We start from the raw sequence: 14,403 nt of genomic DNA on the forward strand, positions 1-14,403 counted from the left end.
GCAGCGGGGCGTGATCGTCAGTGGTTCAGATCGGTGCGCAGCGCCGCCGCACCGCGCAGGTAGACGTGCTTGACCGACGACCGGGGCAGATCGGTCTCGACGTGCGCCAGGAGCCGGATCACCCGCGGCATGGCGCCGGGGACCGCGATCTCGGTCGCCGACAGCAGCGGCACGTCCGACAGACCGGCCTGGCGCGCGGCGTAGGCGGGGAACTCCGACGTGAGGTCGGGCGTCGCGGTGAGGACCACGCTGATCAGGTCGTCCGGCGTCAGCGCGTTGCGTTCCAGGACCTCGCGCACCAGCTCGGCCGTGGCCTCCAGCACCAGGTCGCGCGAGTCCGCGTCGATCTGCGTGGCTCCCCTGATCGCACGCACCGCCATGCCGACGACCCTACCGTCCTCTTGGGAGTCAGCCCTCCAGCACCATGTTGGGGTACCGCAGGGTGAGACCCAGCAGGTTCACGACGTAGGCCGCCCACCCGCCGCCGAGCAGCACGAGCCGCCGCTCGCCGAGCACGGTCGCGGTCTCGATCAGCACGTGCAGGCCGCTCGACCCGATGAACGCCAGGTCGGTCAGGTCGACCACCACGTCGCCGTCCCCGGCGGCGCAGGCCAGGGCCAGTTCCGACCGCAGCAGGTCGCTGGTGTTCAGGTCGACCTCACCGGTCAGCGTCACCACCGCGCCGTGGCGACGTACCTCCAGCAGGCCTGGTCCGGGTTCCATCGTGGGTGCCTCACGAGTCGGGAGACAGCAGGTCGCGCACCGCCGCGAGCACGCGGAGCGGGTGCGCGGGTTTCGGTAGATATGCATCGGCAACACCGGCGGCCGGCTCGATAGCCGAAACGGCTACCACCGGTACTCCGGACGTCCGCGCCTCCGCCGCGAACCTCGTCCCCTCGCCGCGGGACGTCAGCAGGTCGACCACCGCCAGCGCCGGCGGTGACTCCAGTGCCGACTCGGCCGCCGCCACCGTCGTCACCAGTGTCGCCTCGTAGCCCTCGGCGTGCAGGAACGCCGCCAGCGACTGACCGGAGAACCGGTCACCGTCCACGAGCAGCACGCGCGGACGTCCCGACGGGGCGAGCACGTCCGGGACGGTCGACCAGAGCCGCACGAGCGCGCGCACGACCGTGCCGGGCCAGGTCGGTCTGCCCGGCCGCACCTGGACCTCGTCGGCGATGCCGAACAGCAGGGGCAGGCCCAGCGGGCGGACGGAGGCGCCGTCGTAGTCGAACACGCCGTCGTCCTCGATCGTCAGCAACACTGCCTGATCGCGCGGCTCCCACGTCACCCCCACGACGGAGGCGCCCGCGCGCCGCACCGCGTTGTCCGCCGCCTCGGACACCGCGAGCAGCACGTCCCGCGCGTCGTCGCCGTTGAGCCCCGACGCGCCGGCCAGGTCCCGCACGAAGGTCCGGATCTCGGGCAACGAGCCGGGGATCGCCGGGAACCAGCGCGTCTGGGCGTTCATCACGCGGCGTGTGGAGGAGCCGCCAGCAACGGCGTGATCAGCTCCCTCACCGTGGTCGCGTGACGTCTGTCCGCTTCGGCGCGCAGCGGTTCGAGCTTCTTGCGCGTGCGAGCGGACATGATGTCTCCGGTCTGCGCGACGGCGAGGCCCGCCACGGCCGTCGCCTCGTCGGCGTCTCCTTCCACGAGGTGGTTGAGGGACAACGCGATGAGCGCGAACGTCCGGCTGCGGGCCATGTCCTCGCGGTACCCCGTCACGGCCTGGCGCAGAGACGTGATGGCCGGGCGCGCGAAACTCGGGTCGACCGTGCGCGCGAGCGCCGTGTGGACGACACCGGTGATCGCCGCCAGGTCGTGCACGTCGAAGAACGCCGCCCACGGCGCCGCACCGTCCACATCCGCCCGTGCGAACTCGTCGTGCGCACGCCCCAGCAACGCGAGCGCCGGCACGCGCTGCCCCAGTTCGGCGTAGCACCACGCCCGGTTCGCCGCCAGGATCGCCTTCGTGTGGCGGGTGTTCGCCACGAGCCCGGCGAGCCCGAACATGCCGAGCGCTTCGGCGGGTCCACCGTGGTGCAGGTGGACCCGCCCCATCCGGTAGCGGATGTTCGCCACGAGGTCCTCGTCCTGGGCGAAGTCCAGGGCGAGGTGGAAGTGGCGGTGCGCCGATCCGCCGAGCCCGGCGTCGAAGGCGGCCCATCCCGCGAGCGCGTGCAGCTCCGCGACGGCGCAGCGGAACTCACGACGCACCGAGGCACTGGCCGCGTGCGCGAAAGCCTTGTCGCACCACGACAACAAGGCCTGCACCTGGGTGCGGCACGACCCGCCGCCGTAGCGGTAGTCCACCGCCCGCAGCGCTGCCGTCATCGCCCTCAGGTGCCGGACGTGCACGAGTCCGATCTTCGAGTGAGGCGGCGGCAACGGGGGTGACGCGTCGTGCTGCATGAACTGAGTCTCATCACTGCGCGGGCCGGTCAACAGGGCCGAACGATCCCGCACGACAGGGCATTACGGTGTCAGGTCGGCCAGCAGGAGCCCGCTGCGCGGTTTCGGCGTGAAATACGTGCTCTTGCGCGGCATCTTGGTGCCCGCCAGCACTTCCGCGAGCGGCACCGGCGCGATGAGCAGCACCGCCTCCGCCTCCACCGACGGGTCCACGACCGGCCGCACGCACGGGCTCTCGGGGTCGAGCCCCAACGCCTCGTGCAGCAGCAACGACTCGACGACGGCGTGGTCGATCCCTTGTCCCTCAGGCAGTTCCACCCGCAGCACCTCGTCGGGGCAGCGCACCACGACCACGCCCGGCTCCGGATCGACGACGTACGGCAACGACGACACCCGCAGACCCACCCGTTCCCACGCCGTCACCAGATCGGACGCGCCCAGCCCGGTGCCGGCGAGCGCGCGGTGGATCGGCCCGACCCGCAGGCCCGGCCCCGACGTGACGAGCGCCAGCAGCCCGGCGAGACCCGCCTCCCTGGCCGCGGCGACGCGGTGGTTGCCGTCCGCCACGAGCAACGGGTGCGCTCCGGCCGCTTCGAGGAACGCCTCCTGCAACGCACCCGGCCCGACCAGCCACACCCAGTGCCGCCGCCCGCCGGAGTCCACAAGGGACACGGCGGGCTCTTCGGTCATGCCCAGCACCAGTTCGGTGAGCCCGTCGTGCGGGGTGATCGGGATGAGCATGGCCGCGCTCGTCGCGATGCCGAGCGACGCCAGCACCCGGCCGCGTTCGGCGACCACGTCCGGGTAGACGTCCTCGGTGTGGGAGATCGCGTCCGGGTCGGCCAGGCACAGCAGTCCGCACGCCGTGCCGTCCGGTCCGTCCACCCGGTACGGCGCGACGACGTCGGTGACTTCGCGGTAGGCCCGCCGGATCAGCACCGAGAGCTCGGCACGGGCGTGCGGCAGCGCGTCGAGGAGCCCGGTGCCCGCCGCCAGTGCCGCGGGCGTGCGGTGCGGGTGCTGGACGGCCAGCAAGGTGCCGTGCGGGGCTCTGGCGAGCGCCGCGACGACCTGACCGGGTTCGGCGAACTCGTCGACATCGGGGCCGGGCACGCGTTCGCGCACCACCCACCCGCGTCGCACCGGGCGTACTCGCAGTGACATCCACGTATCATGATCTGTGTGAACGTAGAGATCACGCCATTGCCGGGAATCGGCACGCGCCAGGACTTCATGATCCGCGCCGGACGCCGTGTCGGCGTGATCACCTACCGGGACGGCCGGTTCGAGCTCATCGTCTCCAAGGCCTCCGATCCCGATTCCTGTTCCGCCTCGATACCCCTCTCACCGGAAGAGGCGAGCACTCTCGCGGGCCTGCTCGGCGCGCCGCAGCTCGTCGCCCACCTGCGCGAGGAGACCCGCGAGATCGCGGGCATCACGACCCGCCAGCTGCCGGTCACCGCGTTCGCGAACCGCACTCTCGGTGAGACCGCTCTGCGCACCAGGACCAGTGTGTCCATCGTGGCCGTAGTGCGCGCGGGCAACGCGCATCCGTCGCCCGGCCCCGACTTCCTCTTCGAAAACGGTGACCTCGCGGTCGTCGTCGGCACCGCGGAAGGCCTCGACGCCGCCGCTGAGATCCTCCACGGCGGTTAAGCACAGTGCACGAGACAACTCTGGCCATCATCCAGCTCGGCGCGGTGTTCTTCGGTCTAGGACTGCTCGGCCGCGTCGCACGGAGGGTGGGCATCTCGCCGATCCCTCTTTACCTCATCGGAGGCCTCTGCTTCGGCGTCGGCGGCCTGGTTCCGTTACACGGCATCGACGAGTTCACGCACCTCGCCAGCGAGATCGGCGTGGTGCTGCTCCTGCTGCTGCTCGGCCTCGAGTACTCGGCGGCCGAGCTCACCACGGGCCTGAAGCGCTCGTGGATGGCGGGCGTGCTCGACCTGGTGCTGAACGCGGCACCGGGCGCGATCGCGGCGTTGCTGCTGGGCTGGGGCCCGGTCGGCGCGCTGGCGATGGCGGGCGTCACCTACATCTCCTCCTCCGGCATCGTCGCGAAGGTGCTCGGCGACCTGGGCCGGCTCGGCAACCGTGAAACGCCGGTCGTGCTGTCCGTGCTCGTGTTCGAGGACCTCGCGATGGCCGTGTACCTGCCGGTGCTCACGGCGGTGCTGTCGGGCGTGAGCTTCCTCGGCGGACTCACGTCGGTGGGCATCTCGTTGCTCGCGATCACCGTCGTTCTGGTGGTGGCGTTGAAGTACGGCCGGTTCATCTCGGCCATTGTGGACAGTCCGGACCACGAGGTGTTCCTGCTCAAGCTGCTCGGCTCGGCGTTGCTCGTGGCCGGTGTCGCGTCGCAGCTGCAGGTGTCGGCGGCGGTCGGCGCGTTCCTGCTCGGCATCGCGATCTCCGGCTCGACGGCGGAGAACGCGACACGGCTCCTCGAACCGTTGCGCGACCTGTTCGCCGCGATGTTCTTCGTCGTGTTCGGACTGAACACCGACCCCCGCACGATTCCACCCGTTCTTGGAATCGCCGTGGCGCTGGCGGCCGTCACCACGCTGACGAAGGTCGTCACCGGCTGGTGGGCGGCCCGCAGGCAGGGCATCGGCAAGATGGGCCGCATGCGTGCGGGAGTGGCGCTCGTGGCGCGCGGCGAGTTCTCCATCGTGATCGCCGGGCTGGCCGTGGCGTCCGGTCAGGTCAGCAGCGACCTGGCGGCGCTGGCGACCGCGTACGTGCTGCTGATGGCGATCCTGGGGCCGATCGCGGCCAAGTACGTTGAGCCAATCGGTGAATTCTTTCAGCGCAGACGGCAAACGGTCTGAAACAACTGCCCTGATGTGACGACTCTCTAGTGAGAGCTAGACGGAGAGTAGGGGCGAATCGTCATGACCGAACCCGCGGAAGTGGAGACCACCGGCCGGTTCCTGGTGCTGCTGCAGGAAGACGCCATCGAGGAAGGGGTGGCCGAGCTCGGCGCGATCGCCGGGTTCGACCCGAACAGCGGCGATCTGGACGCGGAGACCGTGCAGGTCTTCCCCGAGCTCGGCGTGGCGGTGGTGTCCGCGGACCCGAACCTGCTGGCCGAGCTGAACGGCGCCGCCGAGCGCCCCGGCCCCGTCCAGATCGTCGAACCGGAACGCGTCGTGCACGCGTACGACGCCGCACCGGCGGAAGACGCCGACATCGAACCGGCAGCCGACGAGTCGGTGCTGACCTGGGGCTTGCAGGCGGTCGGTGCGGACATCAGCACGGCCACCGGCAAGGGCATCAAGATCGCGGTCCTGGACACGGGTTTCGAGAAGAACCACCCGGACTTCACGGGCCGCGCGATCACCACGAAGTCGTTCATCACGGGCGAGGACGTCCAGGACGGCCACGGCCACGGCACGCACTGCATCGGCACGTCCGCGGGCCCGCGCAAGCCCGCGACGGTCCCCGGCTACGGCGTCGCCTACGAGGCCGAGATCTTCGCGGGCAAGGTCCTGTCCAACGCGGGCTCCGGCTCCGACGGCGGCATCCTCGCGGGCATCGACTGGGCCGTGAGCAACGGCTGCGCGGTCATCTCGATGTCCCTGGGCGCGGACGTCCCGGTCGGCACCCCGCCGTCGCAGATCTACGAGACCGTGGCCCAACGCGCCATGGCCAAGGGCACCCTGATCATCGCGGCCGCGGGCAACGCCTCCCAGCGCCCCGCGAAGATCGCCCCCGTGGGCCACCCCGCGCGCTGCCCGTCCATCATCGCGGTGGCGGCCATCGACGTGAACCGGCAGATCGCGTTCTTCTCGTCGGGCAGCGCGGACAAGATCGGCCAGGTCGACGTGGCAGGCCCCGGCGTGGACGTGTACTCGTCCTTCAAGCTCCCGGAGAAGTACGCCCGCCTGCGCGGCACGTCCATGGCAACCCCGCACGCGGCAGGCGTGGCGGTCCTGATCGCGGAGAAGACCGGCGCCCGAGGCTTCGAGCTCTGGGCCCGCCTGGCCCTGTCGTCCCTGCGGCTGCCGCTGCCGTCCACCGACGTCGGCGGCGGGCTAGTCCAAGCGCCATGACCACTTCGGTGGACCAGGTGATGGTCTCCGTGACGGAAGGCAGCCTCCCGCAGGTCCTGAACGACCTGAGGGAGGCGGGCCTGGTCGTGGACACGGTCCTGGAAGCCCTGGGCGTGGTCACCGGCACCGTGGAGGTCCGAGCGATCCCGTCCCTGCTCCAGGTACCAGGCGTCCTGGACGTCGAACGGCAGTGGCGCGTGCAGCTCCCGCCCTACTGACTAGGCTCTGCGTCGACCCCATTCACGTCTGATCGAACACGTGTTCTAGTATGTGCGCGGGGTCACGTCGTTGCGCAGAGAGGAAACCTGATCGTGTCGGACACGCTCACCGAGGTGCAGGCAGTCGAGGAGCCCGTCGTGGAGGAAACTCCGGCGCCGGCCCCCGAAGCCGAGGCTCCGAAGCCGGTCGAGGCACCGAAGGCCGAAAAGCCGAAGCCCGCCCGCCCCAAGAGCACGGCGAAGAAGACCCGCACCGTGGAGCTCACCCTCACGGTGACCGGTACCGCCGAGGGCGAGTGGCAGGCCGACCTGGTCCACGGCACGCAGCGCGTGGTGTCGGGCCTGGTCATCCCGGCCATCGCCGTGGCCAAGGCGGCCAAGGAGCTGCACGAGGACATCGCGGAGGGCATCGAAACGGTGCTCGAGGCGGCGCGCGACCAGCACCGCACCCGCATGGAGGAGCTGGAAGCGGAGCTGGCCAAGGTGAAGGCCCAGCTGGCAGAGCTTTCCGAGTAGGACAGCAGCACCCGCAGAAGGGGCGGTCCGCATTGCGGGCCGCCCCTTCGCGCATTGCAGGACAAGCTGACGCAGGGGTCCCCTTGAGCGGAAGTCCCCCGCGGCCCAAGGTACAGAGCGGGTCTGACACTCAGCCGAGGCCGAAGGCGAGGCGAACTCAAGAGCGAGGCCGAAGGCGAGGCGAACTCAAGAGCGAGGCCGAAGGCGAGCCGACGCGATGGCGCAGCCGAGCCGTCCTTGCCCTGAACGCAAGGTTCCGGCGGTGTGGTCCCGTCACGAGTCGTGCCACAGCTCTTGTCGCGCCCGAGGGGAGAGGTCAAGTCGCACGCTTTTCGCGACTTGACCTCTCCCCTCGGGCGCGACCAGCTCCTGGCTCGACTCGTGACGGGACCACACCGCCCGAACCGCCCACCAACGCAACGCGCAGCCGCCGTAAGCAACAGGCGTGCCATCAACCCGCCCACGGCGCTGGCCGGTCTTTGATCAGATTGGCGGGGTAAGGGCAGAGCCCCCAGCTTGAAACAGGAACCCGACACGGCGACGCAACCAACCTACGAACACGAATCCGGAAGCCGCCGACGCAACCGGGGGACGGCCTACGAAACCCGCGCCCTCACCGAGACGGATCGAGCAACAACTTCCCAGCAGTCCGACGAGCCCGAAGATCCTCGTGCGCCTGCCGAATCTCGCCCATCCCGTACTCCCCACCGGGAACAGCCTTCAACTTCCCATCCACCACAAGCGCAAACAACTCAGCCATAGCCCGATGCGCCAACGTCCCGAACTCCGCGTCCCGAACCTTCAACGCGTGAGGCAACCACATACCCGCAACGGTCGTGGAGTGCACCAGCAACGCTCCGAGGTCAACCGGCTTCGGCCTCTCCCGCGAGGCCATCCCGTAAAACGCAAGCCGACCAAACGGAGCCAACGCCACCAACGACTGATCAGTGGTAGCACCCCCAGTCATGTCCAGCACGACGTCGACCCGCCGCCCACCGTTGGCTTCCTTCAGCGCGGCGGTCATGTCCTCGGCACGCGAGTCGATCGCCACGTCAGCACCGAGATCGAGGGCCAGCTTCCGCTTGTCGTCAGAAGAAGCCGTCGCGATGACTCGACCAGCGCCCCACAACTTGGCCAGCTGCACCGCGATCGTGCCGACGCCACCAGCAGCCGCGTGCACGACAACCGACTCACCGGGCTCCATGTGAGTCGACTTCCGCAGCAGCAACCAGGCCGTGGCACCCTGCACGATCAACGACAAAGCGGTCAGGTCGTCCACACCGTCCGGCACGTCGAACGTCGTCAACGCCGGCGCGACGGCCTTCTCCGCGTAGCCGCCGGAGTTCTTCGTCAACGCGACCACGCGGCGGCCGTCTTCAGTCGTGCCGACGACTTCGCCGCCGGGAACGAGCGGCAGCGTCATCTGCGCCAGGTAGGAGTTCTCCGCCTGGTGCGTGTCCGCGTAGTTCAGGCCCGCGCGCGAGACGTTGATCAGCACCTCGCCGTCGCCCGGCACCGGGTCGGGCAGCTCCACCTGCTGGAGCACCTCGGGTCCGCCGAACTCGGTGATCTGGATGGCACGCACGTCAGCTCTCCTTGAGCGCGATCGAAACGGGATCCTTGTGGGCGGCCTCGACGCGCGAGCCGTCGGCGGCGCGCGGGCCCGGCGGGTTGCGGAAGCCGAACGGCTCCGAGGCACGGCCGGCCTGGACGAACCAGGCCTCACCCGTTCCTGACCCCTCCACAATGGACATGAACGTGTCCACCACGGCCGACACCGGCAGGATCGGCATGCCGATCTCCTCCAGCGTCGAGCGCAGCGGCGTGATGATGTTGGTGTCCGCGAAGGCCGGGCACAGCGCGTTCACGCGGACGTCGGAGTACGCGCCGCCGAGGGAGCGGACCAAGCCGACGACGGCGGCCTTGTTCGCACCGTATACAGGATCCCCCGGCATCGGCATGAGGCCTGCCATCGAGGCCGTCGCGATGATCTGCCCACCGCGCTCGCGCACCGCGGGCAGTGCGTAATGAATACCGTATACAACACCGTCGAGGTTGATGGCCATCGCACGGCGGTACGTCTCGACGTCGAAGTCGTCGCCCAGCGAGCATCCGGTGCCGATGCCGGCGTTGAGGAATGCAATATCCAGTCCACCGTATTCCCGCACGGCGACCTCGACCGCCGACGCGGAGTCCTCCGGACGCGTCACGTCACAGCGCACGAACACGCCGCCGACCTCGTCGGCGACGACCTTGCCCTGGTCGGCGTCGACGTCCGCGACCACGACACGGACCCCGAGCGAAGCCAGGCGCCGGGCGGACGCGGCACCGATGCCGTTCGCTCCACCGGTGATGAGCGCGACCTTGCCGGTGAGTTCCACGGGCATCTGCCTCCTCGCTGAGACATCTTCTGGGACGACTTCTGAGACGACCCTGGGATACATTCCGACCAGTCGGTATGGTCGTCCGCACAGCGCTGGACGTCAAGCGGACTGATAGGTACGTTACTAAGCGCTTGCTTAGCTCACCATCCCCCAGTGAAGGAGGACCCGTGGCCGACAGGGTTGCCATCGTCACCGGCGCGGCTCGCGGCATCGGTGCCGCCGTCGCGCAGCGTCTCGCCGCGGACGGCCTGGCCGTCGCGTTGCTCGACCTCGACGAGCAGGGCGTGCTCGACGGCGCCGACAAGATCGTCGCGGGCGGTGGGCGCGCCGTCGGCCTCAAGGTCGACGTCTCCGACGAGGAGCAGGTCAACGCCGCGGTCGCGAAGGTCGCCGAGCAGCTCGGCGCGCCGACCGTGCTGATCAACAACGCCGGCGTGCTGCGCGACAACCTGCTGTTCAAGATGACCGCGAGCGACTGGGACACGGTCATGAACGTGCACCTGCGCGGCGCGTTCCTGATGAGCAAGGCCGTGCAGGCGTTCCAGACGAAGGAAGGCTTCGGCCGCATCGTCAACCTGTCGAGCACGAGCGCCCTCGGCAACCGCGGCCAGGCGAACTACTCCGCGGCCAAGGCGGGTCTGCAGGGCTTCACCAAGACCCTCGCGATCGAGCTCGGCAAGTTCGGCGTCACGGTCAACGCGATCGCGCCCGGTTTCATCGCCACCGAGATGACCAAGGCGACCGCCGAGCGCATGAAGATCTCGTTCGAGGACCTGATCAACGGTGCCGCGCAGACGATCCCGGTCGCGCGCGTCGGCCAGCCCGAGGACATCGCGCACACCGCGTCGTTCCTCGTCAGCGAGGGCGCCGGGTTCGTGTCCGGCCAGGTCATCTACGTCGCCGGCGGACCGAAGGACTGACGAATGCGCGCTTTCGAGAACATCGACGAGCTGGTCGCCGCGAAGGGCGAGCACCTCGGTTTCGGGGAGTGGCACGAGGTCACGCAGGAGCAGGTCAACCTGTTCGCCGACGCGACGCTGGACCACCAGTGGATCCACATCGACGTCGAGAAGGCGAAGCAGGGCCCGTTCGGCGGACCCGTGGCGCACGGCTACCTGACGCTGTCGCTGGTGCCGTACCTGGTGCGCGACATCTACACGGTCAAGAACATCAAGATGGGCGTCAACTACGGCAGCAACAAGGTCCGCTTCCCGCAGCCGGTGCTCGTCGGCGCGAGGGTCCGGGCGGGCGTGGAGCTGCTCGACGTCACCGACATCGCACTCGGCAAACAGCTCGTGACCAAGGTCGTCGTCGAGATCGAGGGCAACGACAAGCCCGCGTGCGTCGCCGAGATCGTCAGCGTCATTGTGCCTTGATCGAGTGGATCAGCAGATCCGCGTAGTGCTCCGCCAGCCGCCCGGCCGGGATCTCCCCGTCCGGGCGGTACCACGTGCCCAGGTGGTGCAGCGAACCGAAGAAGTAGTGCGTGGCGAGGTCCGCGGGCACGTCGGCCCGGAAAACCCCGTCCCGCTGCCCTTCCTCGACGAGGCCGCGGAACTTCTCGTGGTAACGCCGCCGTTCCGCCCGCACTTCCTTCTGCTTCTCGGCGGAGAGGTGGTCGATCGACCGGAAGAACACCTTGGCGGCGTCGAAGTTGTCGACGCTGGTGATGATCACGTCGATGGCCGCCTCGCGCAGCCGTTCGGTGATCGCCCCGTCGCCGTTCGCGATCTTCTCGAGCCGTTCGATCTGCATGCGCAGCAACCGCCCGTAGATCTCGTGCAGCAGATCGTCCTTCGACCCGAAGTAGTGGTACATCGCGCCTTTGGTGACACCGGCGCGCTCCACGATCTCCTGCACGGCGACCCGCTCGTACCCCTTGTCCGCGAACAGGCGGGTGGCGGCGTCGATCAGTCTTTCAGGCACGGTCACGACCGGAGCGTACCTCCCGACCAAGGAGAATCCTGGCAATGATCAGTGGATGGACGGTAGTCGTCGACCGCGGCGACCTCACCAAAACCGAAGTGCTGCACGACGAACGCTCCACCGAGCTGGGTGACTGCGAGATCCTGCTGCGAGTCAGCCACGTCGGCCTCACCGCCAACAACGTCACCTACGGCGTGATCGGCGACCTCATCGGCTACTGGCGCTTCTTCCCGGTCGACGCGGAAGGCCGCGGCGTCATCCCGCTGTGGGGCTTCGCCGACGTCGTCGACTCCACAGTGGACGCCATCCCCGCCGGCACCCGCGTCTACGGCTACCTGCCGATGGCCAGCCACCTCGTCGTGCGCGCCAAGCTGACCTCGTCCGGCTTCGTGGACACGGCCGACCACCGCGCGGAGCTCCCGGCCGTCTACAACAGCTACCTGGTGACGTCGTCGGACCCCGCCTACGACCCGCAGCAAGAAGACCTGCAGGTGTTGTACCGCCCGCTGTTCATGACGTCGTTCCTGCTGGCCGACCAGCTGGCGGACAACGACTTCCACGGCGCCAAGACAGTCGTGATCTCCTCGGCGTCCAGCAAGACCGCCTTCGGCACCGCGCAGTGCCTGCGGGGCAAGGGCGTGCGGCTCGTCGGCCTCACCTCACCGCGCAACGTCGAGTTCACGAAGAGCCTCGGCCTCTACGACACCGTGCTCCCCTACGACGCCGCCGTGGACGTCGAACCTTCGGTGTACCTGGACTTCAGCGGTTCCTCCGACGTCCGGTCGGCGCTGCACGACCGCCTCGGCTCGTCGCTGGTGAAGGACATCTCGATCGGCCTGACCCAGCAGAAGGCCTCGTCCGACCCGCGGTCGCAGTTCTTCTTCGCACCGGAGCAGCTGCGCAAGCGCAGCGCCGACTGGGGTCCTCAGGGCTTCGCTGAGCGCTTCGGGGAGGCCTGGCGTTCGTTCACCGCTCAGGCGGGCGGCTGGGTCGGCATCGAGCGGCACAGCGGGCCGGAGGAGCTGGTCGAGGTGTGGCAGTCCGTGCTCAGCGGCAAGGCGAACCCGGACACGGCGGACGTCATCACCTTCTGAGCCGGTCACATTCGCCGTCTTCGGCCGGTTCAGTAGGGTTCGGCCCAGTACCCAACCGACCCGAATCGGCGGCGAGCGATGACGGACCTCACGACCAACTCGTGGCATGCCGGAGTTCAGGCGGGCTTCGGCGACTCCCGCGTCCAGGAGCTGGACGAGGTCATCCGCGAGATCACGGGTTTGAGGGACCTCACCGAGAACGCCGAGACCACGGTGGTCTTCCTCGCCGGCCTTCGTGAACGGGCACAACGGAAGCTGCGGGCCATGGTCGAGCGTGAGACGGGAACGTGGGCGTTCATCCGTCTCCGCGACGACGAAGGCGACACCGTGGAATACGCGATCGACGAGGTCACCGCTGCCGCGGAGGACGACTACGCGGCAGCGGTGGCCTACCCCGAGACGCACATGCGTGCGGTCGGGTGGTTCCTCGCCCACGCCTGGAGGTTCGTCGATCTCGCCGAGGACGCGTTCACGAGCCTCGGCAGGTGGCGGGTGACGAGTGCGGCGGTCTCTGCTCGCGCCGTGCTCGAGGAAGTCGGCTGCCTCCTGGAGGAAGCACGCGAGATCGCGGAGGCGTGGGCCCAGGTCAAGAAGACCGGAGCAGGTGCGCAACGCGCCACTGAGGTGCACAAGGTGATGCGGCCGGTGCTGAACAAGGTCGACTTGAGCACCCGCATCGCCTTCGACACCAAAGTGCAGTTGCCACAGGCGCGCAATGTGCTCACGTACGTGCAAAAGCTGGCGAAACGAACCCGTACCGCCGAGGTGGTGACGTGGTACGACTGGCTGTCCGACGCCGCGCACCCTGCTTTCGGGGCACGAATCGCGCTCGCCACACCGTTCCTGGCCCACAAGAGCTCGGCCGTGGCGGTCCGGTACATGGCGCGCGGTCCCATGCACATCGCGGGTGCCGACGGCAGGAAGAGCCAGGACCTCGACAACACTGTTGCGCACATGGCGGCAGACGCGTTGGCCCTGTCCGTGAGAGTCGGTGCGTCCGTGTTGTGGCAGGCGTTGGCCGTCGTCGACGACATCGGGCTGACCACCGCAGCGGCAACGTTCACCCAGCGGCCGTACTGGCGGGACTTCACCCCCGTCAAGGGCAACCGGCCCTGTCCGTGCGGCCGAGGTTCGTGGCGAACCTGCGGACATCACTGGGGCAAGCCGGCGCCGGAGATCACCCTGCCCTGAAGCTTCTGAGCAGCCCGGCCAGCAGTCCGGCGATGTTGTAGGCGTCGTCGTGGCCGCGGTGGTGCGTGCCGTCGAGCTTCTGCCCGGCGATGCGCACCGCCTCCGCCATCCCGACCTCTCGCGGCAACGCATGTGACAGCGCGAAGAGCGTCTTCACGTTGACGTGCCGCGGCCCGAACGGATACCCCACGCCGAAGTCCGCGCACTGACGTTCGAACATCCTGCGGTCGTAGTCGCCGTACGAGGCCCAAACCCGGCGATCCGACCGGAACTCCTTGCGCAGCAACGCGCACGCCTCGGCGAACGACACTCCCTCGGAGACCTGCTCCTGGGTCAGCGTCGTCAGCCGGGTGCAGAACGGGCTGACAGTCGACCGCACCGGCCGCACGAGCACGCTGCGCCGCTCGCCCCGCACCCCGGAACCCACCTCCAACGGGCAGATCCCGATCTCGATGATCTCCGAGACCTGACCGGGCGGCGGCGATCCTTCCCAACAGGTCGACTCCACGTCGACGACCAGCACCTGATCCAGTGACATCACGTGCTGATCGTCCCGGACGTGTCCACCGACTTACTTGGAGGGATTCCAAGCGGTACCAAT

18 protein-coding genes are annotated in these 14,403 nt (G+C 68.9%); 9 read left to right on the top strand and 9 right to left on the bottom strand.

Annotated features, from left to right (window positions below; all coding sequences use genetic code 11):
• Window positions 1-17: 17 nt before the first annotated feature.
• The 5 genes from aroH to AOM45_RS20950 all read right to left on the bottom strand — a co-directional run bounded on the left by aroH (window position 18) and on the right by AOM45_RS20950 (window position 3,579).
• A complete protein-coding gene (gene aroH, locus AOM45_RS20930; RefSeq protein ID WP_030469072.1) occupies window positions 18-380 on the bottom strand; it encodes a chorismate mutase in 363 nt (120 codons plus the stop codon).
• Window positions 381-408: 28 nt separating this feature from the next.
• Window positions 409-723: an STAS domain-containing protein gene (locus AOM45_RS20935; RefSeq protein ID WP_059362634.1), complete on the bottom strand. Its 315-nt coding sequence runs from the start codon at window positions 721-723 to the stop codon at window positions 409-411.
• Between the two features lie 10 nt (window positions 724-733).
• Window positions 734-1,471: an ATP-binding protein gene (locus AOM45_RS51820; RefSeq protein WP_162185683.1), complete on the bottom strand. Its 738-nt coding sequence runs from the start codon at window positions 1,469-1,471 to the stop codon at window positions 734-736.
• Window positions 1,471-2,415, bottom strand: coding sequence for an NsdA family TPR-like regulatory protein (locus AOM45_RS20945; protein WP_051783888.1), 945 nt, complete (start codon window positions 2,413-2,415; stop codon window positions 1,471-1,473). The genes AOM45_RS51820 and AOM45_RS20945 overlap by 1 nt, the downstream gene beginning before the upstream one ends.
• A gap of 63 nt (window positions 2,416-2,478) precedes the next feature.
• A complete protein-coding gene (locus AOM45_RS20950; RefSeq protein ID WP_030469068.1) occupies window positions 2,479-3,579 on the bottom strand; it encodes a DUF1015 family protein in 1,101 nt (366 codons plus the stop codon).
• Window positions 3,580-3,597: 18 nt separating this feature from the next.
• Here AOM45_RS20950 and AOM45_RS20955 point away from each other — a divergent pair, with 18 nt between their 5' ends.
• From AOM45_RS20955 to AOM45_RS20975, 5 genes are all read left to right on the top strand, one after another.
• The gene (locus AOM45_RS20955; RefSeq protein WP_030469067.1) at window positions 3,598-4,071 is read left to right on the top strand and encodes a cation:proton antiporter regulatory subunit; all 474 of its coding nucleotides are present in this window, start codon (window positions 3,598-3,600) and stop codon (window positions 4,069-4,071) included.
• Between the two features lie 5 nt (window positions 4,072-4,076).
• A complete protein-coding gene (locus AOM45_RS20960) occupies window positions 4,077-5,249 on the top strand; it encodes a cation:proton antiporter (protein WP_030469066.1) in 1,173 nt (390 codons plus the stop codon).
• 63 nt (window positions 5,250-5,312) lie between these two features.
• Complete coding sequence (locus AOM45_RS20965) at window positions 5,313-6,473, top strand: S8 family peptidase (protein ID WP_030469065.1); 1,161 nt, start codon at window positions 5,313-5,315, stop codon at window positions 6,471-6,473.
• Window positions 6,470-6,691: a hypothetical protein gene (locus AOM45_RS20970; protein WP_236703780.1), complete on the top strand. Its 222-nt coding sequence runs from the start codon at window positions 6,470-6,472 to the stop codon at window positions 6,689-6,691. The genes AOM45_RS20965 and AOM45_RS20970 overlap by 4 nt, the downstream gene beginning before the upstream one ends.
• 93 nt (window positions 6,692-6,784) lie before the next feature.
• The gene (locus tag AOM45_RS20975) at window positions 6,785-7,207 is read left to right on the top strand and encodes a DUF6319 family protein (RefSeq protein ID WP_372497422.1); all 423 of its coding nucleotides are present in this window, start codon (window positions 6,785-6,787) and stop codon (window positions 7,205-7,207) included.
• Between the two features lie 613 nt (window positions 7,208-7,820).
• Here AOM45_RS20975 and AOM45_RS20980 read toward each other — a convergent pair.
• Both AOM45_RS20980 and AOM45_RS20985 read right to left on the bottom strand, forming a co-directional pair.
• Window positions 7,821-8,792 carry a quinone oxidoreductase family protein gene (locus tag AOM45_RS20980; protein ID WP_030469062.1) on the bottom strand — a complete coding sequence of 324 codons (972 nt, stop codon included), beginning with the start codon at window positions 8,790-8,792 and terminating at the stop codon, window positions 7,821-7,823.
• Window position 8,793: 1 nt separating this feature from the next.
• A complete protein-coding gene (locus AOM45_RS20985; protein ID WP_051783887.1) occupies window positions 8,794-9,594 on the bottom strand; it encodes an SDR family NAD(P)-dependent oxidoreductase in 801 nt (266 codons plus the stop codon).
• A gap of 164 nt (window positions 9,595-9,758) precedes the next feature.
• Between AOM45_RS20985 and AOM45_RS20990 the strand changes: the two genes are divergently transcribed.
• Together AOM45_RS20990 and AOM45_RS20995 are read left to right on the top strand one after the other, a co-directional pair.
• Window positions 9,759-10,511 carry an SDR family oxidoreductase gene (locus AOM45_RS20990; RefSeq protein ID WP_030469060.1) on the top strand — a complete coding sequence of 251 codons (753 nt, stop codon included), beginning with the start codon at window positions 9,759-9,761 and terminating at the stop codon, window positions 10,509-10,511.
• A gap of 3 nt (window positions 10,512-10,514) precedes the next feature.
• A complete protein-coding gene (locus tag AOM45_RS20995; RefSeq protein WP_030469059.1) occupies window positions 10,515-10,967 on the top strand; it encodes a MaoC family dehydratase in 453 nt (150 codons plus the stop codon).
• Here AOM45_RS20995 and AOM45_RS21000 read toward each other — a convergent pair.
• Window positions 10,954-11,523 carry a TetR/AcrR family transcriptional regulator gene (locus AOM45_RS21000; protein WP_236703781.1) on the bottom strand — a complete coding sequence of 190 codons (570 nt, stop codon included), beginning with the start codon at window positions 11,521-11,523 and terminating at the stop codon, window positions 10,954-10,956. The genes AOM45_RS20995 and AOM45_RS21000 overlap by 14 nt on opposite strands.
• Before the next feature lie 38 nt (window positions 11,524-11,561).
• On the opposite strand from AOM45_RS21000, the gene AOM45_RS21005 reads away from it, so the two are divergent.
• Both AOM45_RS21005 and AOM45_RS21010 read left to right on the top strand, forming a co-directional pair.
• Entirely contained in the window at window positions 11,562-12,611 is a 1,050-nt protein-coding gene (locus AOM45_RS21005) for a DUF2855 family protein (protein WP_030469057.1), read from the top strand.
• Between the two features lie 78 nt (window positions 12,612-12,689).
• Window positions 12,690-13,802, top strand: coding sequence for a hypothetical protein (locus AOM45_RS21010; protein WP_051783886.1), 1,113 nt, complete (start codon window positions 12,690-12,692; stop codon window positions 13,800-13,802).
• Here AOM45_RS21010 and AOM45_RS21015 read toward each other — a convergent pair.
• Complete coding sequence (locus tag AOM45_RS21015; RefSeq protein ID WP_030469055.1) at window positions 13,789-14,340, bottom strand: 3'-5' exonuclease; 552 nt, start codon at window positions 14,338-14,340, stop codon at window positions 13,789-13,791. The two genes, AOM45_RS21010 and AOM45_RS21015, sit on opposite strands and share 14 nt — an antisense overlap.
• Window positions 14,341-14,403: the final 63 nt, after the last annotated feature.

This window comes from Lentzea aerocolonigenes, assembly GCF_000974445.1.
Taxonomy (GTDB): Bacteria; Actinomycetota; Actinomycetes; order Mycobacteriales; family Pseudonocardiaceae; genus Lentzea; species Lentzea aerocolonigenes.

Bases quoted from the DNA above. Each gene is read 5' to 3' on its own strand.
- AOM45_RS20995 (WP_030469059.1), top strand. From the start codon at position 10,515: ATGCGCGCTTTCGAGAACATCGACGAGCTGGTCGCCGCGAAGGGCGAG.
- AOM45_RS20945 (WP_051783888.1), bottom strand. From the start codon at position 2,415: ATGCAGCACGACGCGTCACCCCCGTTGCCGCCGCCTCACTCGAAGATC.
- AOM45_RS20950 (WP_030469068.1), bottom strand. From the start codon at position 3,579: ATGTCACTGCGAGTACGCCCGGTGCGACGCGGGTGGGTGGTGCGCGAA.
- AOM45_RS20985 (WP_051783887.1), bottom strand. From the start codon at position 9,594: ATGCCCGTGGAACTCACCGGCAAGGTCGCGCTCATCACCGGTGGAGCG.
- AOM45_RS20970 (WP_236703780.1), top strand. From the start codon at position 6,470: ATGACCACTTCGGTGGACCAGGTGATGGTCTCCGTGACGGAAGGCAGC.
- aroH (WP_030469072.1), bottom strand. From the start codon at position 380: ATGGCGGTGCGTGCGATCAGGGGAGCCACGCAGATCGACGCGGACTCG.
- AOM45_RS20965 (WP_030469065.1), top strand. From the start codon at position 5,313: ATGACCGAACCCGCGGAAGTGGAGACCACCGGCCGGTTCCTGGTGCTG.
- AOM45_RS21010 (WP_051783886.1), top strand. From the start codon at position 12,690: ATGACGGACCTCACGACCAACTCGTGGCATGCCGGAGTTCAGGCGGGC.
- AOM45_RS21015 (WP_030469055.1), bottom strand. From the start codon at position 14,340: ATGTCACTGGATCAGGTGCTGGTCGTCGACGTGGAGTCGACCTGTTGG.
- AOM45_RS21005 (WP_030469057.1), top strand. From the start codon at position 11,562: ATGATCAGTGGATGGACGGTAGTCGTCGACCGCGGCGACCTCACCAAA.
- AOM45_RS51820 (WP_162185683.1), bottom strand. From the start codon at position 1,471: ATGAACGCCCAGACGCGCTGGTTCCCGGCGATCCCCGGCTCGTTGCCC.
- AOM45_RS20935 (WP_059362634.1), bottom strand. From the start codon at position 723: ATGGAACCCGGACCAGGCCTGCTGGAGGTACGTCGCCACGGCGCGGTG.